Raw genomic sequence first — 19,072 nt, forward strand, 5'->3', positions numbered from 1 at the left:
TCCTGGAAGACCGACTTCGCGACCGAGGGCTCCCAGCCCAGCCCCGCCGCGATCCGTCCCTCCCGGAGGTTCGCGAGGATCGTGGAGATATCTGTATCCTCAATTGTCACATTGATCCCCTCGGCGTCGAGCACCTGGAGGAGATACCGGTGGGTACACGACCCGGTCGTGACGCCGACGGACTTGCCCGCGATGTCGGCCGTCTGCTCGATCGGCGAGTCCCGCGGGACGATCAGAAGGTTACACTGCTGGCCGTGCGACCAGTTGGCGAGCCCGACGAGGCTCGCAGGGGTCTCGGTCTGGGCGATCGTCACCAGTGCGGGCATNAGGTTACACTGCTGGCCGTGCGACCAGTTGGCGAGCCCGACGAGGCTCGCAGGGGTCTCGGTCTGGGCGATCGTCACCAGTGCGGGCATATCGCCCATCCACCCGACCTGGTTCTTCCCGACGCTGATCCGGTTCGCGATCACCGACCCCTGGAGTGCCGACTGCCACTCCAGCGAGTAGTCGTCGGGGAGGTGGCGGTCCACGAGGTCGTCGTCGTGCTTCATCACCAACGCCTCCCACGCGTGGGCCGAGAAGGGCTGATAACCCATCGTTAGCGTCGTTCCGGTTCCGCTCGCGACACCCAGACAGCCGGTCGCGAGACCCGTTCCCGCGACGGTCGCTGNGGGCTGATAACCCATCGTTAGCGTCGTTCCGGTTCCGCTCGCGACACCCAGACAGCCGGTCGCGAGACCCGTTCCCGCGACGGTCGCTGCCTGGAGGAATCGCCGCCGAGTACTTCTCGAAATCCCCTCTTTCAGGGGACTGTGATCATTTCGGTACATGTTTTGTTCCTAGTTCCCTATGTGGTGCATCTGTCCCGGAGCGAGAGATGATTAGGCCAAAGATTGGTGAGCGAAAAGAACACTCCTCACCTTTGGTGAACTATCCTGGCAGAGCGATTATCGGCTATACGAATAACCATCTAGCTTGGAAGTACAGGCATATCGCTGCGTTCGGTTAATAATACTCCATCAATCCGCACTCCTGCCAGTAGCCTCAAGCCTGTTGATGAGGCTCGGATCAGGATGCACTCTCTTTGAGGGGTTTTCATGGATTTGAACTATATGTGGTCACTGACAGCCTGCCAGCAATCATGTGGCTACTAACAGGCTAGACTTGTTTCGAACTACTGAAACCCACACCTCGCTGCCTCACCTACGTTTGACGGCCACACTCGCTAGTGTGTCGCCTTCGATGACAGTCGCCTCCTGGGTAAGAGAGTAGAGTACTCCATTTCGATCTGCTTCGACAGTCTGCAGTTTCTCATAGGTGGTTGGGGCATAGAGTGTCCCCAATCGGTTGCCGGTTGAAATTTCCTGTCCGAGTTCGATGGCAGGGTCCGTTTGAAACAACCCTGAGTCAGCAGCGACGATACGACTGAGGTGGTTTCGGGCAAGAATGGGATTGCCATTCGACTCCGGCTCACCCTTGAGCATAGTGAGGTAGCGAAGGACGTTCAGTATCCCAGCTACCCCCGTTTTGATGGCAGGCTCAATGAGCTGTTTGCTCTGAGCGAGTTCGGGTGTAATGGAGGGTGTTTCGCTTTTGGCGGCAGTAACTCGAAACTTGCCGCTGAAGCCACGAACAGCCCATTCCTCGCCAGTGTCGTTCTCAACCGGCTCGCCCAAGAGGAGATCGGTACCGAACACGGTCGCGAGGTCACGAGAGGCATGGTCGCCCTCTTCGAAGACGACGTGCGTTAGCGTGCTTGGACTGCCTGTATGAAGGTCGATGACAACATCCGCTCCGCTCGCGAATTCCCAAAGACGGGCGACCATACGTTCATGGAGCGAGCCATTGGAATTGCCCGGCCAGACCCGGTTCATGTTCGCGTTCACCGAGTCGAGCGATTCGGACGTCGTGTAGGAGACCCGGTCAAACGTAAGTGGGTTTGCGACTGGAATCGCGATGAGGGTTCCGGAAAGCGTGGCGGGCTTGAGACGGTCATGCAGGCGACGGAGGACCTCCGTGCCATTGACCTCACGACCATGCTGGGCAGCCTGAACGTACAGAGTCGGCCCCGAGTTACTCCCAGTATAGGTGTGAACGGTCGTCGCCACTTCAATGCCTGAAGGGAGGCGGGCGAGAACGATCCGTTCGCTAGTGTGTTCAGACATGAGTATACTCTCTTCGCAGGGTCATATGTTGAAAGCCTGAATTAACTGCTAATTGAGCTAGCAGATTCTCATCGTGGGAATCAACTCTCGGCATACTTACCATAGCCCTAACCGCTCAGTTGCTGCTTGTAGGCCGTTTGTCAGGATGCTTGATGGGGATTGTTGTCGTGTTTCGGTACCCATCGATAATGTTGCGACATCACGTTCGAGTCGGTCGGCGTATTTGAGTCGAATACGTCGTGCCTCGGTAACGGAAATGGGAGACTGACAGTCGATTTCGTCGGCAATCGGTTGGTAGTCGCGTGGATTGATGGACATCGCTTCGAGATAGTCCCATACTGCTGGAGAGTCAAGACCCTCTTCCATCGCGGCTGCTGTGAGCTGCAGAAGCTCCTCGAAAGTAGGAATCCGAATTCGGTCTGCGTCGATACCCGGCTCGCCGACTTCGACGGTCTTTGAGGCCGTTTGCTCGACGATTCGGGACATATCCATGGCCAGCCTCACTATCTGGGAGGGCAGAGCTGTATCGGGTGCCCGCCACTCAATGGTTGGGAATCGTTGTCGAACGCGGACCGGCATCGGCATCGTGTTCTCGGGCTGGAAATGGGCCCTGAATTCTGTCTCTGAAACACCTCGGTCGGCCGCGAGCGTACGGAACGCCTCGTATTCACTGGCAAGTTGCTCATCCCAGGCAGCGGTATCGGTCGTATATTCCCAGAGGTCGCGGAATCGAATGAACTCATCACCACACAGCGAGCGATATGCGTACGGACGTGCGCTGTACATCACGTGTTCGCTTGCGTAACACGGAGAGGAACTCACGAGTGCAAGCGCCGGATCGAGTGCGGTGAGGAGGTTCACCTGCCGCGGGATGTCCACGGCGTCGAAGTGGATATGGGTTCCAGCACACTGTGTCGCGGGTTTGATCCCATCGCCATAAATTCGTTCGAGGAGTCGGCCTCGCTCGCTCACGATCGGTGANATATGGGTTCCAGCACACTGTGTCGCGGGTTTGATCCCATCGCCATAAATTCGTTCGAGGAGTCGGCCTCGCTCGCTCACGATCGGTGAGGAGCTATCCGAGAGGGGTGTTCCGAGCGGAACGAGATGCTTCCCATTTGCAGTCGCCGCCGTCAGTACTGCTTGGAGCGTCGATTGCAAGGCCTCTCGTAGCTCGAACTCACTCTCGACCGGTGGCGTCTTGACCTCGATGAGTGACGAGACGAACTCCGGATCGACGTACTCGTGCGCGTCGAGGAGTTCTCGCCCATCGCAGAGCGCGCCCGTTTCGTCGATGACCCAGTATTCGGCCTCTAGTCCTATCTTCATNTACTCGTGCGCGTCGAGGAGTTCTCGCCCATCGCAGAGCGCGCCCGTTTCGTCGATGACCCAGTATTCGGCCTCTAGTCCTATCTTCATGCATTTCCTCCAACCCCCACAAAACTGAGTTGTATACGTCTTATGTCCGTTAGTAATATATACGTATCGCCCCCCTCCGTATCTCGATCGTCCAGAAAGAGAACCGATTAATGCCCAACTAACGTACTAGAGGGGGCTGAATGAAATGAGCAGTCGTTTCGTAGACGATCACGGTAACTACTCGGATCCGTTCCGGGCGATCGATGATGTGCAACTGCCAACATGCTCATACTGCTACGGGTGCAATACTCGTTGAAAGTGGTAGCAAACGTGACCTTTGTCGGTCGTGAGGTGTCCGTGAACTGATGCGGAGACGACGCTATCTGCGGATGCTCGGGGGCCTTCCGGTCGTCGCTGCCGGTGTTTCGGGATGTCTCTCCGGGAGCATGAGCGGACCAGCGGACCGAGCGCTCACGGCCGAAGCGATCGGTGAAACGTGGACGTACTCGGAGGGGGGTTCCCCGGTCGTCACCGAGAGCGGGACGGTAACCGCGAGCTATCGCGCCGACGAACCGTACCCGCAGACCGTTAGACTCCGGCTGTGGCCCTGTGAGGGTGAGACGCTCGAAGCACTCGGCGGGACCTGCTCACTGGGAAACCTCCCGGACCAGATGCGGGCGAACGAGAGCGTCTCGACCGCGAATCGCTCGGTCGGCGAGACCGCCTTTCTCTGGTGGACCGACGTCGTCACCGATATCGAGGTAGTCACCGCGAACCACGTGTTCCGACTCACGCATACCCTTCTCAGTGAGACGGATTCGGATACTGGTCGGGAGACACCGTCCCGCGACGACCGAATCGAGACGGTGACCAGGATCGCACGGTTACAGACGGACAAGATCGATCGTGTGACGTGAGCGCAAGGCGAGAGGTACGGTCTCCTTGAACGCGGATCAACAAATGAGGGGTGCGCTTCTTTCGCCTGTGAACGGATGAGGGAGCTATCTATCCGTCTCACCTGAGAAACCGACTGATGAGGTTCCGTGGTTATCGATAGCGGTACTCGTACGTATACTTACAGATATTCTGCGTGCCAGGGAATAGGACGGACGGTACTCCAAGAGCCGAATGTCGGTCTGACCACCGCTACGCTTTTACTTCAGCGAGCGCACCGGACGGATAGAGGATGAGCGAGTTGGATGGACGACCCAGGGGAGCTGACAAGGAGCCGTTCTTCGAGGCTCCGGAGGGCGGTGGGCTGGTCGCGGTCGACCCTATCGAGCGCCATCGCTACATGCTGTCGACACCGAAACCGGTGCAGCCCGAGCCCGCTCCGACGGACGACTTCCGGTTTCCGGTCGATACCGCCGTTTCGATCCGTACCGAAGCCATCTCGCTGCCGAGTGTCGTCTCCGTGCACGTTCGCGACGGGGACGGAACACCGCTGTGTGAAGCCGAGCATTTCGCCTTCGAGGAGCTACCCGCGGGCCGGTATACGATCGAGCTGAGCGCGCCGATCAAGCTCTATCTCCTGGTCGAGAGCCCTATCACGCTGCGCGCCACCGCCGAAACCATGCGCATCGAGTTCGGCGGTTCGACGGCGGTGGTGGTGGGAGCGCGCTCACACCACGACCAGCCGGCGGCGACGGTGACGACGACGTCGGACCCCGAGGACCTGATGCGGGCGGTCTCGACGTTCGGTTCGGCCCTCAAGACGACGAGTCCGGAGCGCTCGTTTCCGACCCTCAGGGGTCATCCACCACTGGTCGAACTCGGCGAGGAACTCGACCTCGCAGGGCTCGAACCGCCCGATTCGGGTGTCGTTATCGAACTTCCGACCGACCGCCGCATGATATTCGTCGCTGCGCCGCTGGCGTACTACCTCGGCGCGCGGCTGGTGCCCGGCGATGAACCGCTCCTGCAAGCCGACACTGGGTTCGAATACGATCTGGATGGACCGCTGGGGTTCGAACGGACCGTCGAACGCACCCTGAAACAGGTGTTCTTCCTCGACTGTCTCACACGTACCGAAGGGCTCACTCCTGTGAGGGTTCACGAGCGGGAGGCGCTCGAAGGCGACCTCGAACTCGACTTCGCCGGTCTGTATGATGATTCGTTGGCCGATCAACTCGAAGCCTATCTCGCGATTCCGTTCGAGACGCTCGAAGCCCACGTCCCGAAATGGAAGCTCACCACTCACGTGGAGCCCACGGCGTCCAGCGTCGAGATGCTCCCGTTCGCCGTCAACGACCTCGCCATCGTCCGGTGTAGCGATCCGACGAGCGCACCGAATCCCGCCACGTCGGGAGCCGTAGAGACCGGTGGAGCTGCAGTGGCTGAATCGGCTCGACGCGATGGTTTCACGCGGAGTGCGAGTTCGGGGAGCGTCGCCCGGTCCGGGGATACGTTCGTGGAGCCGGAGCTGGACGGGTCGCTGGAACAGATGTGGGTGGGCGAGGGGACCCCCGTGAACGCGAGCAAGGCGTCGATCGAAGCCTACCGGCATCGGCTCGATCGGACGCCCACTGCCGGTGACATCGAGATCACGGTCGTCTGTAACGACGCGACGATGGACGAGGAGCGTGATTTCATCAACGAGGTCTACGGCGAGCGCGACGAGTTGCCCTTCGAGGTCTCCGTCGAGCGCGAACTCACGACCACGGAGCTGAAGGAGGTGCTCTCGTCCCGGACCGATTTCCTCCACTACATCGGCCACGTCGACCCGGAGGGCTTCGAGTGCGCGGACGGCAAACTCGACGCGACGACGTTGGAATCCGTCGGTGTGGACGCGTTCCTGCTCAACGCGTGTCGATCCTACCGCCAGGGCATGGCCCTCATCGAGCACGGGGCCATCGGTGGTATCGTTACACTCAGCGACGTCCTGAACTGTGAAGCGGTCAGGATCGGACGGACGCTTGCACGCCTGCTCAACTGCGGGTTTCCGCTCCGTCCAGCGCTCGATATCGCGCGTGACGAGAGCATCATGGGCGAGGAGTACCTCGTCGTGGGCGACGGAACCCTCTCGATCGCACAGGCCGAAAGTCTGACCGCGAATCTACTGCACGTGGAACGCAACGACGGACTGTTCGATTTGACGTTCAGTGCGTATCACACGTCGAGAACCGGAATGGGAACGTTGGTGGTGCCCCATCTCGACGACAGCGAGTACCACATCTCTACCGAGAACATTCGAGAGAACGGTCTCACGCAGAACGAGCTTATGGATTTTCTCCCACTATCGGACGCACCGACTAAGATCGATGGGAAATTGCGGTGGAGTTCTGAGATCGACGCTAACGAGCTATAGAATTACGGGCCAGCGTAGGCACTAGAGTGAGCCGCTGCTGCGCTGCCCACCTGTGACAGGAGGGTCATCAGGCCGAACAGCGCGGCGAGGGTTTTCGGGTGGTTCTGTAGGTACGTCCGGAGTTCGTTGGTATCGGACATTGCGTTTTACCGGAGACGCGCCCTCGATATGAATATTTTCGAATAGTTATGATATGAACTGAATTGGTTTTTCTCGTAACATCATAGAGAATTCCGAATGAGACCTGTGACTCGCCCGGCACATCACGATAGTGTCCGTTGTAGCCGTGCGCCTCCGGACTATCGACCGAATTGAAGCGTGAAGCAGCCTACAGTTGGCAACCGCTATACGTGGGGAGAGGGAGTAGGGGCGGCGTCTGCAAGCCCCTATTTCATACGAAATACGACACTACTCGTCTCATGAGTGGAATGACAGTTGTACTGGGGTGGGACGCTCTCGATCACGAACTGGTGAGGGAGTATCACCTGGAGGGTTCGTTCGGGCCCGCTCACACCGGTTTGGAGACCTTCGACAATCCGTACCTGGGTGAACCCCACACCTACGAAGTCTGGCCGTCGATAATCACCGGTCGTCCACCGGAAGCACACGGCATTCGAGTGGAGTCCGAGGCGGGGGTCGACTGGAGGAATCCAGTGCTCTCTACGATCAGTCAGTATGCGTCGAGGTGGGTGCCACGCGACGTCCGGACCGGCTTCGGTCTGCGACTCCAGAACCGAGGCGTCGAGCTCGACTTCAAGTCCGCGGGGTACTTCCACGACCAAGGGATCGAGACGGTGTTCGACGGCCGGACGGCGCGTCCCGTCGCCGTCCCGAATTATCGAGTCCCTGCCGACGACGAGCTCGATATCCTCTTCGACCGGGGGGCACAGCTCAAGGAATTCCTTCGGTCTGAGAAGACGAGTGACGGGAACAAACGGTCCACCCCGACCGCGTCCCTCTCACGACTCGAGGAGCGACTCGCCGCCGAAGCCGCGGGGAAGTTGGGCGTCGTTCGTTCCGCCGTCCAACGCGAGTACGACCTCGTGTTCGTTTGGCTGGGCTTCCTCGATACGATCGGCCACGTAGCGCCCGTCGCAGCCGAGACGGATCCTGGCTGGCAGGAGCGTGCCTATCGGATGGCCGCGCGATGGACCGAGGACGTCAAACGAATGCTACAGCCCGAAGACCGGGTGTTCTGCGTCTCCGACCACGGGCTTCAGGACGGCGACCATACACACAATGCGTTCCTCGGTGCCCCCAGCGAAGAACTCCTCGATGGTGCCGAATCGGTGCTCGATGTTCGTGACGTGCTCGAGAACGCGACGGAGTCGCACCGTATCATCGCTGAACCGCCGGTCAGAGCAGCCTACTCGGGGAGATCGAGTACGCACGCTCGGACGCCTGAAGACGTAGAGAACCGGCTCTCGAACCTGGGCTACCTGTGAGAAGGGTCGATCAGGCGAGTTCCCGCTCGTTTTGCACCGCGATCGGTGGTTCCCGCCTGCGTAGTCGGGTGGTAATGACTGAGCAATCGAATCCCCCCTCCAGCTGCAGTTTTCAGGATGATCTTGTCGTCGCCAACCGCGTCGATCCGGTCCTCGTCGATCGGGTTCGTGTTCTCTCCCGACGTGTCACCGCCCGTCCGCACCGGAGATGTCCGTGACCCGGAGTTCGTCGTCGGTACTCGCACTCACATCGCCCGGGTTGAGGGGGAACGTCTGATCGGAGACGTCGTTCAACCCGAGTTTGGCCTTCACCGTATCGGTGATGTTCGGGTCGACGTCGACGTGAGCGACCCCGTCCTCGACGCTCACGACGATACCGACCGTCGCGCCGTTCGTGTTCACGACGTCCTTTCCGACGTCGTCCTCCGTGAGTTTCTCTGTGCTCATGGAGCACCTCGTAGGTACCGAGGAGGCATGCCGTTTACGGCCCCTTCAGAAGCGGTCTATAGTTCGCTCGTCGCCCCCTCCTCTCACCCACCGTACCTTGCGTGCGCAGGCAAGGACTGTTTACTCGTGTATAGCATAATCGATCGGTATGGAAGTCGTCGTCTGTCCGGAGTGTGGTGCCGAGACGGATTACGGGGAGCCGGAGCGCCCGAGGTCGGACCAAAACACAATTCCGTGTGCGAACTGCGGGGAAGTGCTGGTTTTGGGATGAATCAGTGACCGGCTCGTCGGGACCCAGCGGACGATCGGTAGTCCCTACGGAACGTCCAGGCGACGAGGAAGCACCTGTCCCCAGACGTACTTATCGAGAAGCCGGACCGTGAGCGGGTGCTCGACCTCGATACAGCACGAGAGGCGGGGATAGCCGAACCGAACGGCTGCAACATCGTGCCAGTGGGTCGGCTCCGGACCCGGATCAACCTCGACGGTACAGGTCGCGCACAGACCTCGTCCGCCACAGTTGGCGTGGGTCGAGATCGTTCCGTAGACGGGGAATCCATGTTCCAACAACGCATCCCGAAGGTTGTCGCCACGTCCGACCTCGATGGTCGTCTCGTCGTCCTGGGTGACGACCGTTACGGGGATTCGCTCGTCCATGACCTCGATACGAGTTCGAGCAACGTCAACACCACCGTAGACGGAGAGCCCTCGATCAGAACGACCTGTCCTGTCGCCGCTCTTTATCGGCACCTCGGATCCCGGGCGGTGTGAAGAACGCCGCACCCCGCTTTTCGAGCTGAAAAGTGATGTAATCGCCCCATAACAGATCAGAAAAAGAACATTCCCTGGAAGCCCCGACCGGTCACTTGTCGAGCGTCGGGTCCTGAACCTCGTCGGCGTCCTCCGCGAGCCGAACGCGTGCGTCCGGATGCTGGTCGGGGCCTTCGACGATCGCACCGCCGTCCCTGAGGTCCTCGATACGCGCTTTGACCGCGTCGGGGTCGGTCCGACCGACGACGGCGACGATGTCGATGAGGTCGCTTTCCGGTATCCCGTACCCGGTTCCCTGGGAGCTGAAGGATTCGAACTCGTCCGCCTCGTCGCGGAGGTATCGGATGTACTCGCGGACGTCGGTCGACCGACCGATATCGTCGTGCCAAGAGCCGGGGTAGATGCTTATTCGGTCCGTCCCCAGTGCGTAGAAGCTATCGGCATCGGCCCACGTTTCGGCATCGGTAAGCCGTGCGTTCACCGTCTCGTCGAACGTGCCACGGTCGAAGCTTCCCTGCGCACCGCCGGTCAGCGCCTCCGAGTACGCCGCGACCGTCTCCCTGCTCACGCCCGGCTCCTCGTGCGGGTGATATATTTCGATCAGCTTGAGGAGTTCGTCGGCGAGCAGGTTCCGATTGCGTTCTTCGGCCTCCGAGATGATGTTCTCGTTGATACTCGTCATCGTACAGGAACACGGGTACAAGAGGAAATAAGGGGCCGGATAGCGGTCCACACGACCGATAGTGACGTCAGGTTTCGTTTCCCGACTTCGTCGGCGAAAACATGGTGATGCAAGCGTACAGAACGAAGAAACTGCACAGCGCGAAGACGACACCGAACCCGGCCATGCTGTATGGCGTTTGAGGAAAGGTGAAACCCAGGAGCGTCGCCGTTTTCGACGGATCCAGGGTTCCGAGAAAGTAGCCGACACCTGCCACTACGAGGACCGTGAGTGCGGCGATCGCACCGAGGATACGCCGTCCGGAGACGGTCCCCGCCGTCTCGACCATGGACGTCCCGTCGGGCCGGACGGCAATACCCTTTACTCTCGTCTCCCGAGCCGAACACCCGCTCATCGAGGCGGGGTACGGAGTGAGAGGCGAAATCGGCCCCGGGGTCGGCTCAGTCGTGCCCGTAGATCGCCACTGGATGATACGGCTCTTCGAGGTACTCGACGTCCGAATCCGAGAGACCGATGTCGAGGGCGGCCACCGCGGCGTCGAGGTGTTCGATGCTCGACGTGCCGACGATCGGCGCATCGACGTTCTCGTTCTGGAACTGCCACGCGAGGGCGATCTGTGCCATCGTCGCGTCGTACTCGTCGGCCAACTCCTTCACACGGTCGTTGATCGCCTCGCTTCCCGGTCCCTCGTGATACGGCACCCCCTCGTCGAGTTCGTGTTCGCTCCGGGTTGTCGTCGCGAACGCCGCGTGCGGGCGCGTGAGATAGCCCGCACCGAGTGGGCTCCACGGCATGACCCCGACGTTCTCGCGCCGACAGACGGGAAGCATCTCGCGTTCCTCCTCGCGGTAGGCCAGGTGATAGAGGTCCTGCATCGTCTCGAACCGTGCGAGGCCATGGTCGTCCGCGACGTCCAGTGCGTGTTCGAACTGGTGGGCCCACATCGAGGACGCGCCGAGATGACGGACCTTGCCACGATGGACCGCGTCGTCGAGGGCGTGAAGCGTCGTCTCGATCGGCGTCGAGTAATCCCACCGATGGATCTGATAGAGGTCGACCGTGTCCATCCCCAGTCGGTCTAAGGAGTGTTCCAGCTCCTGTTCGATGGTCTTTCGGGAGAGCCCGGCGGCGTTTCGGTGGTCGGTCGCTCCGCTGAACCGGACCTTGGTGGCGACGACCTGCTGGTCGCGGTCGTACTCGGAGAGCACGTTCCCGAGGATCTGCTCGCTCTCGCCCGCGGAGTAGGTGTTCGCCGTATCGAAGAAGTTGATGCCGTGGTCGATGGCGCGTTCGACGAGTTCGCGTCCCTCGTCCTCGTCGAGCATCCAGTCGTGACCGCTCCCGAAGCTCATGCAACCGAGGCAGATCTTCGAGACCTCCATCCCCGTGGAGCCGAGTGTCGTGTATTCCACGCCTATCCGACCACGTGAACCAGCATAGTGCTGTCGGACGTCCCGGTGAGCCGTCGTTGCTTTCGGGAAGGGGTGATGGCCCGCGACCTCATTTTGCGCGCCATCCGTCGACCCCGAACACCATGTCGACCATCGAAACGCCCGTGCCGAGCAGCCTGCTGGCGAAGACGATCCCGATCACCGACGAGTGCGGTCGACCCGAGATCCCTCCGGAGACGTCGTATTCGAGGACAAGAACGTGGGCAAGTCCGGAGAGCGGATGCCAATGGGGAAGAGCCCTCCGAGCTTCCCCGTCGGTAGCCAGTTCCCTCGGTCGGTAAACACCTGAGCTTTCACCTGCCACCCGCACCGTCGACCGGCGGCGCGACCGGCTGATGGGCTTTCCCAACGGCTAGGTCGGGATCGGAATTCGGTGGCACGAGGATCGAGGATTCTCGAACGGTGTCATGGCTGCCGACCCCATGCACTGCCGACCGGTTGCTGCTCGCCAAAGCTAGTCCCTCACACGAGGGAGTCGGTATCGTCGCGTTCGTTCACGTGAGGTCCCCGCTGACGTACGTTCCGTTCTTGAACTGTGAGTTGTACTCCTGCTGGACGAACCGACCGTTGTGGAGCAATAGCACCGAGTAGGGATCGGTCCCAGCATAGGGGACGGTGAACTCCAAGCGGTAAAACGCGGCGCAACTCGTGTTCTGGGGGTTGTACGCAGCCTGAGGACTCGTGATATTGACGAGGAACTGCGTCGGCCCGTTCTTCACCCGTGGCTCGTCGAGTACCGCGGTCGGGCCGCGAACCGGGAGCGCTCCCGCGATCGTGTAGTTCGAGCGATGCTGTGTCGGCGCGTTCATCCGCAGCATTCGGATCCCGGGCTGGACACCAGGACCGCAGTGTACTTCACTAGGGGTGAAATCCGTGACGACGACCGTCTCGGACGACCGGTCGGAGGAAGGAGTTCCCGATTCGTCGACGAAGGGGAATCCAGCGATACTGCCGCCGAGCATAAAAACGGTGATCCCGACAGCGACGAGCCAGACCACACCTCTCGACTTCATATCACTACCCTTATTGATTCGTTTATATACCTACCGAACCGAAGCTGTGTATAGTAAGGTCCATCGTCATCATATCGTGTGGGTCGATTCACGGTTCCGGAGTGATTCCCGATAGAGTCGTGGTCGACACGCGATCCTTCCCCTGTCCCCGCAGTCTCAACCCCCCTCGTCTTCGCGCTCCTCGTCGACGAGGAGTGCGTTTGTGACGAGGTTCTTGGTCGCCCGTCGGAACCGCTCGGAGAGGGCCTGGTGGGAGATGCCGAGTTCGTCGGCGAGTTCCTGGGCGTTGATCTCGCGTGGGATGTCGTAGTAGCCTCGTTCGACGCCAGCGGTGAGGGCTTCGTACTGGCCCTCGGAGAGGTTGTGTCGAGCCTCTTCGAGTTCGTCGACCCCGTAGATACGGGTCACGTCCAGGGTGAATTCGTTTTCGCGGGCGTACTCGTTGGCTGCCGACAGCCCGCGTCGCTCGGGGAAGAACACGCGGAGATGCCATTCGTCGTCGCTTGCGGTGGCCTCCTGGATGGTCGCTCCCAGTTCGGCGACCATGTAGCCGATGATCTGTGCGTGGTCGCTCCACACCATCCGGTAGAACCGCTCGCCCTCGACGTCGGCGAGCAGTTCGACCTCCGCGACGCTCGTATCGTCTTCGAGTATCCCGGTCAACCCCTCGAACTCCCCGTACGTCGCCCGCACGAACGGCACCACCCGGGTGGTCTCGTGGGCCACCACACGGTCGACCTCGAACACCATATCCGGACGGCGTTCGAGCGTATCGTGGAGCGCGAACTCCGCCACCGGGATGCTGAACTCCGCTATCGTCGACACAGATATGAGACCGCACGCTTGCATATGAAGGTTTTGTGCGACAGATCGGTGTCGTGTCCATGCAGAAGTGGAGTTCGGGTGCCCGGTGCGCGTCACTGGTGAAACCCCGCTATCGAGAGGAACGGCGACCACCGTCTGTACCCCGCGGCCCGTTCGATGCTCCGTTCCCACATCCGTCGGTTGACGGTGAGAGCCGCGTCGAGACGACTAGCAGAACACGACCCGAGATCGATTCGTCACTACGTGAATAGTGCCAGTACGCTCTTGACGACGCTGGTCGTCTCTCACCGAGAGAACAGCGATGACCTTCGCAAACCAACCACTCGATGAGTTCCTCGCGAGCGTCGCAGCACCCACCGTCACACCGAGCGGCGGTGCGGTCGCCGCCGTCGGTGGTGCGTTCGGGGCCGCGCTCTGTGAGATGGCCTGCATCCACACCGTCGAGAAGGAGGGCTACGCCAACGTCCACGCCGAGTTCGGGGACCGTCGCGACGAACTCGCGGAACACCGGGCCCGGCTGCTGGAACTCGCCGACGAGGACGCACGAGCGGTCGAGGAGCTGCAGGCGGCTTTCGAGACGTCGGACGACGACGGTCGCGCCGAGCTGGTTCACGAGAAGGCGCTCCGTGCCGTCGACGTTCCCGTTGCGGTTGCCGAGTCCTGTCTCGATATCCTCGAACACGCGACGGCAGCGACGGCGAACGGCAACACGAACGCCATCGCCGATGCCGGGACTGGGGCATTGCTCACCCGTTCAGTCCTTCGGTCGTCGGTCCTCACGGCACGAACGAACCTGGAACTACTGGAGGACACGGCCACGGTTTCGGAGATCGACGACCGGTTGGACACCATCAGCAACGAAAGCGACGAAGCCCTCTCGCGAATAACGTCGAATCTCGAACGAACGGGGTGACCCGATCTCGGTCGGTTCCCGCGTGTTCGTCGTGCCTCCCACACGAACGCGACGATGATCATCGATAGAAGGAGAAGGTTGCAAGCCACACTTCTTTCCGGGAGGGTCACCGATTGCCGTTCTACTTTCAGAAAATGAGCGAAGACACATCCACACCGTCGGACGAGTCATCGGGCCCCGAGACGGAACACTCGATCGGTGAAACGGCGCAACAGCAACTCACGCAGGCCGCCGCCTACGTCGACGTCAGTCCGGACATCATCGAGCAGCTACACCACCCCAGTAAGATACAGGAGGTCACCATCCCGGTCAGGCGGGACGACGGGACCGTCGACGTCTTCACCGGCTATCGGGCCCAGCACGACAGCGTTCGCGGGCCCTACAAGGGTGGGCTACGCTACAGTCCGGAGGTCGACAGGGACGAGTGTGTCGGCCTGGCGATGCTGATGACGTGGAAGTGTGCGGTGATGGACCTCCCGTTCGGCGGCGCGAAAGGCGGTGTACGAGTGAATCCGAAGGAGCTGAGCGAGCTCGAAACGGAACGACTCACACGTCGGTTGACCCACGAGTTCAGTTCGTTCATCGGTCCGACGAAGGACATCCCCGCCCCGGATATCGGGACCGACGCCCAGGTCATGGGATGGATAATGGACGCGTACAGTATGCGAAACGGCGAAACGACGTCGGGGGTCGTGACCGGGAAGCGTCCGGCCATCGGCGGCAGTTACGGGCGCTCCGAGGCACCGGGACGGAGCGTCGCGATCGTCACCCGGGAAGCCTGTGGGCAGTACGACCGGCCGCTCGACGAGACGACGGTCGCAGTACAGGGGTTCGGGAGCGTCGGGGCGACCGCAGCACGGATACTGGACGACTGGGGGGCGACGGTCACGGCGGTCAGCGACGTCGACGGAGGGATCCGCGACCCGACGGGGCTCGACGTCGCGAACATCGACGCCGAGGGGCCACTGACGGATGCCGCGACCGGTGGAGGCATCGAGACGATCTCGAACGAGACGCTGCTCGAACTCGACGTCGACGTTCTCATCCCGGCCGCGATAGGGAACGTGATTACGGACGAGAACGTCGACGAGATCGAAGCCGGCCTCGTCGTCGAGGGCGCGAACGGACCGACGACGCCTGCGGCCGACGAGGCCCTCGAAGACCGCGACGTCCCGGTCATTCCCGACATCCTCGCGAACGCCGGCGGCGTGACGGTAAGCTACTTCGAGTGGCTGCAGGATATCAACCGACGGGCCTGGTCGAAAGAGCGAGTGAACGAGGAGCTCGAGGACGAAATGCTGACGGCCTGGGAGGGCGTTCGGGACGAGTTCGAGGCGCGCTCGGTCTCGTGGCGCGATGCCGCGTACATCGTTGCGCTCTCACGGATCGCCGAGGCCTACGACGAGCGTGGGCTCTGGCCGTAGCGCCGTTCAGGCGGTCCTCGGCCGTTCCGTACGGAACGGCGAGACGTCGACCCGAACCGTCGATCGGAAATACAAGGTGAATCGGGGGTGAATTTATGTAGCAGCGGCGTTATCTTGGTGGAAATGGATACGTGCCCGATCTGCGAAGGGTCCCTCTCCTCGGAGCGGCCACGGCACCGAGTGATCCTCGAAGTAGCGGACAGAACGCGCTCGGTGACCCAGACCACGACCGACGGAACCCCCATTAGACGGTTGTGCGTCAACCGACGGATCTGCATCGAGTGTTGGACGGACATCCAAGAGCGCCTCTCGTAGCATCGCTGGGGAAGCTCGGGGCCAGTGTACGGACTCTGTCAGTCCGCAAGTCGGGCGGCGGACGCACTCTCGGACATCGACCCGAGACCGGAAGTCGTCCGCCCAAACCGGTTCAGGCTGGGGTATCTCCGGTGTCGACAGCGTGTATCGATGGCGCTCTCCGAGGTCGACCGCCGCCAGCTCACCGCCGTCTATCCCCTCGAAGGGGAGCGCCACTCGGACCGCGTTCGCCGGTTCGTTCGACGGACGATTGGCGAATTCGTTCCCTGTTCATCGAAAGCACTCCCCGGGCCAGGAGCGCACTGGCGATTGCACCGGCCTGCGAACCCGTTCGCTCACCGACTCATCACGCTGGAGCGCCCCACGAAAGTACGACCGTGTATTATCGTGTATATCGATTGGATTTTTCCAACCTACGAATAACTGATCGAGGTTATGTAATTTAAATAACTAGACGTCCGCCTTACTGCCGAAGGGCGACGAGTAAGACGTGGACATGACACCGAAACAACTGAGCGAACACGAGATACACGACGTGCTCCGGAACGAACGACGTACTCGGCTGCTGGAACACCTTCACCGGGAGCGCGACACCGTCTCGCTACGGGAGTTGTCCGAGCACATCGCGATGCTCGAAACCGGGGAAACGCCGCCACCACGTCGGGTGAGGGAGAGCGTCTACAACTCCTGTCACCAGTCACACCTCCCGAAGCTCCACCGGATGGGTATCGTCGATTACGAACCTAACCGCAAACTCGTCAGACTAGGTGATACCTGGACCCAGGTAAGCCCGTACATGAACCCCAGCACCGAAAGCGCCATCATGTGGCCGGTCTACAGTTTGCTGATCGGGTCGGTCGGGATGGTAGTCATCGCACTTTCCAGTCTCGGTGTGGCGTTCTTCGCCACAGTCCCGATACTGGGCTGGGTCGGGCTCTTCCTCGTGGTCAGCATCGCGTCCGCCCTCTATCAGGAATACGCCCCGAAATGGGGGGAGACGGTCGGGTCGTGATTCGGGGGCCGAGGGGGACCTTAGCCGCAACGACGAATCGACGCCATTGCTCCGCGAAGCCGTGACCTCCGGGATCGAAGTCGGATAGACGTGCGGTACGAACACCGTGGTTTCGAGAACGGATGTCGGCGGTCGTCGCCGGGGACCGCGACCAGAACGATGGAGGCGTTCGCTCGGGCCGAATCTGGTGCCGGTCCCGTGAATCGCTCGGCCGGTAATCGGGTTTTTACGCCCGGAGACCGCACCAGCGGACATGACCGACCCCACAACCCTCGACGTGACCCTCGTGGACGGCTACGTCGACGAGCCCGCCCACTTCGGGGTCCCACCGTACGTCTCGACCTACCCGCGGTTCACCGCCGGCGCGTTGGTGGACGCCGGCGTTCCCGAAGAGCGGATCACCTACCACACCATCGACGAACTCCGCGACGAGAAGAAGAACTGGCGCGACGTGGCCGATGCCGACCTCACGGTCTACCTCGGGGGAATGACGGTCCCCGGGAAGTACGTCGGCGGGACGCCCGCCGAGCCCGACGAGGTGAAGGAGGTCGCGTGGGTCGCCGAAGGAACCACACTCCTCGGCGGCCCCGTCAGGTTCGGCGTCGGCGAGGAGAACGCGGGCGGGCAGGAGATGGAGCGCAAGGACCTCGACTTCGAGTTCGTGGCGAAGGGCGACGTCGAGGCGGCGGCCCACGACCTCGTCGAGAGTGGCTTGGAGGGGTTCGGCGACCGGATGCGCGACGTCGAGGAGGTCACGCGGTGGGCGCGCGAGGGCGCGTTCGTGGTCGAGAGCCACCCGAACCACCCCGACTACCTGATCTGTGAGATCGAGACCTCGCGCGGCTGTGCCTACCGGTGTTCGTTCTGTACCGAACCGCTCTACGGCAACCCGTCCTTCCGCCCGCCGGAGTCGATCGTCGCCGAGGTCGAAGCGCTCTACGAGGCGGGGGTTCGACACTTCCGGCTCGGCCGGCAGGCCGACCTGCTGGCCTACGGCGGCGACGGCGAGGCTCCGAACCCCGAGGCGCTCCGCGACCTCTACGGCGGTATCCGCGAGGTAGCCCCCGACCTGGACACCCTCCACCTCGACAACATCAACCCGATCACCATCGTGGGCTGGCCAGAAGCCTCACGCGAGGGTCTGGAAATCATCGCCGAGCACAATACTCCAGGAGATACCGCCGCGTTCGGCCTCGAAAGCGCCGACCCCGTGGTGCAGGAGCAGAACGACCTCAACGTCACCGCCGACGAGTGCTTTCGTGCGGTCGAGATCGTCAACGAGTCCGCGGGTTGGCGACCCGACGAGGACCGTCTGCCGAAGCTCCTCCCCGGGATCAACCTCCTGCACGGCCTCGCTGGCGAGCGCGAGGAGACCTACGAACTCAACAAGCAGTTCCTCCACCGCGTCTACGACGCCGGCCTCTCGCTCCGACGGGTCAACATCCGCCAGGTGATGGCCTTCGCGGGCACGAAGATGAACGAGACCGGCACGGCGATCGCCGACGACCACAAGAAACTGTTCAAGCGCTACAAACGGGAAGTCCGCGAGGAGATCGACAACCCGATGCTCCAACGTGTCGCGCCCGTCGGGACGCTACTCCCCGACGTCCACCTCGAATACCACCAGGACGGCACGACCTTCGGCCGACAGCTCGGCACCTACCCGCTGCTCGTGGGGATCCCGGGCGAACAGCCGCTCGGGGAGACGGTTGACATCGCGGTCACGGACCACGGCTACCGGTCGGTATCGGGCGTCCCCGCCCCGCTCGACCTCAACGCCGCCTCGATGAACGAGCTCGCGGCGCTGCCCGGGCTCGGCAAACGACGCGCCGGTACCCTCGTGGTGAACCGGCCCTACGGCTCGCCCGACGAGGCCAGCGACACGCTCGGGGTCGACCTCCCGAGCTTCGCCACCGCACGAACGCCCGAGGGCGCGGACTGAC

Annotated in this window: 17 protein-coding genes; 7 read left to right on the forward strand and 10 right to left on the reverse strand. The window is 61.7% G+C overall.

Features of this window, described 5'->3' with window-relative positions; genetic code table 11:
• A partial coding sequence (locus tag C447_RS13555) for an ABC transporter substrate-binding protein (protein WP_449404676.1) occupies window positions 1–830 on the reverse strand: 830 nt, incomplete at its 3' end.
• Between the two features lie 369 nt (window positions 831–1,199).
• The gene (locus C447_RS13560) at window positions 1,200–2,165 is read right to left on the reverse strand and encodes a succinylglutamate desuccinylase/aspartoacylase family protein (protein WP_007694874.1); all 966 of its coding nucleotides are present in this window, start codon (window positions 2,163–2,165) and stop codon (window positions 1,200–1,202) included.
• 1,805 nt (window positions 2,166–3,970) lie between these two features.
• On the opposite strand from C447_RS13560, the gene C447_RS13570 reads away from it, so the two are divergent.
• Window positions 3,971–4,441 (forward strand): hypothetical protein, encoded by a 471-nt coding sequence (locus tag C447_RS13570; RefSeq protein ID WP_237713484.1) that lies wholly within the window; start codon window positions 3,971–3,973, stop codon window positions 4,439–4,441.
• Window positions 4,442–4,710: 269 nt separating this feature from the next.
• Window positions 4,711–6,831 (forward strand): hypothetical protein, encoded by a 2,121-nt coding sequence (locus tag C447_RS13575; RefSeq protein ID WP_007694878.1) that lies wholly within the window; start codon window positions 4,711–4,713, stop codon window positions 6,829–6,831.
• A gap of 2 nt (window positions 6,832–6,833) precedes the next feature.
• Here C447_RS13575 and C447_RS18255 read toward each other — a convergent pair whose 3' ends face one another.
• Window positions 6,834–6,971 carry a DUF7503 family protein gene (locus tag C447_RS18255; protein ID WP_007694880.1) on the reverse strand — a complete coding sequence of 46 codons (138 nt, stop codon included), beginning with the start codon at window positions 6,969–6,971 and terminating at the stop codon, window positions 6,834–6,836.
• A gap of 210 nt (window positions 6,972–7,181) precedes the next feature.
• Between C447_RS18255 and C447_RS13580 the strand changes: the two genes are divergently transcribed.
• Window positions 7,182–8,276, forward strand: a complete 1,095-nt coding sequence (locus tag C447_RS13580) for an alkaline phosphatase family protein (RefSeq protein ID WP_239639187.1) — start codon at window positions 7,182–7,184, stop codon at window positions 8,274–8,276.
• Window positions 8,277–8,462: 186 nt separating this feature from the next.
• Here C447_RS13580 and C447_RS13585 read toward each other — a convergent pair whose 3' ends face one another.
• The 7 genes from C447_RS13585 to C447_RS13615 all read right to left on the reverse strand — a co-directional run bounded on the left by C447_RS13585 (window position 8,463) and on the right by C447_RS13615 (window position 13,465).
• The gene (locus C447_RS13585; RefSeq protein ID WP_007694884.1) at window positions 8,463–8,723 is read right to left on the reverse strand and encodes a hypothetical protein; all 261 of its coding nucleotides are present in this window, start codon (window positions 8,721–8,723) and stop codon (window positions 8,463–8,465) included.
• 315 nt (window positions 8,724–9,038) lie between these two features.
• Window positions 9,039–9,380 (reverse strand): 2Fe-2S iron-sulfur cluster binding domain-containing protein, encoded by a 342-nt coding sequence (locus tag C447_RS13590; RefSeq protein ID WP_007694886.1) that lies wholly within the window; start codon window positions 9,378–9,380, stop codon window positions 9,039–9,041.
• A gap of 205 nt (window positions 9,381–9,585) precedes the next feature.
• Window positions 9,586–10,176: a hypothetical protein gene (locus tag C447_RS13595; protein ID WP_007694888.1), complete on the reverse strand. Its 591-nt coding sequence runs from the start codon at window positions 10,174–10,176 to the stop codon at window positions 9,586–9,588.
• A gap of 67 nt (window positions 10,177–10,243) precedes the next feature.
• Complete coding sequence (locus tag C447_RS13600) at window positions 10,244–10,504, reverse strand: hypothetical protein (RefSeq protein WP_007694890.1); 261 nt, start codon at window positions 10,502–10,504, stop codon at window positions 10,244–10,246.
• Between the two features lie 112 nt (window positions 10,505–10,616).
• A complete protein-coding gene (locus C447_RS13605) occupies window positions 10,617–11,588 on the reverse strand; it encodes an aldo/keto reductase (protein ID WP_007694893.1) in 972 nt (323 codons plus the stop codon).
• Between the two features lie 533 nt (window positions 11,589–12,121).
• Window positions 12,122–12,640: a hypothetical protein gene (locus C447_RS13610; protein ID WP_007694895.1), complete on the reverse strand. Its 519-nt coding sequence runs from the start codon at window positions 12,638–12,640 to the stop codon at window positions 12,122–12,124.
• A gap of 156 nt (window positions 12,641–12,796) precedes the next feature.
• A complete protein-coding gene (locus tag C447_RS13615) occupies window positions 12,797–13,465 on the reverse strand; it encodes a helix-turn-helix domain-containing protein (RefSeq protein ID WP_007694896.1) in 669 nt (222 codons plus the stop codon).
• Between the two features lie 301 nt (window positions 13,466–13,766).
• Here C447_RS13615 and C447_RS13620 point away from each other — a divergent pair, with 301 nt between their 5' ends.
• From C447_RS13620 to C447_RS13635, 4 genes are all read left to right on the forward strand, one after another.
• Window positions 13,767–14,378: a cyclodeaminase/cyclohydrolase family protein gene (locus tag C447_RS13620; RefSeq protein ID WP_007694898.1), complete on the forward strand. Its 612-nt coding sequence runs from the start codon at window positions 13,767–13,769 to the stop codon at window positions 14,376–14,378.
• Between the two features lie 134 nt (window positions 14,379–14,512).
• Entirely contained in the window at window positions 14,513–15,802 is a 1,290-nt protein-coding gene (gdhB, locus tag C447_RS13625) for a glutamate dehydrogenase GdhB (protein WP_007694900.1), read from the forward strand.
• Window positions 15,803–16,652: 850 nt separating this feature from the next.
• Window positions 16,653–17,129 (forward strand): DUF7344 domain-containing protein, encoded by a 477-nt coding sequence (locus C447_RS13630; protein WP_239639188.1) that lies wholly within the window; start codon window positions 16,653–16,655, stop codon window positions 17,127–17,129.
• 253 nt (window positions 17,130–17,382) lie between these two features.
• Window positions 17,383–19,071, forward strand: a complete 1,689-nt coding sequence (locus tag C447_RS13635; RefSeq protein WP_007694904.1) for a radical SAM protein — start codon at window positions 17,383–17,385, stop codon at window positions 19,069–19,071.
• Window position 19,072: the final 1 nt, after the last annotated feature.

It is taken from the genome of Halococcus hamelinensis 100A6 (genome assembly GCF_000336675.1).
GTDB classification, from domain to species: Archaea; Halobacteriota; Halobacteria; order Halobacteriales; family Halococcaceae; genus Halococcus; species Halococcus hamelinensis.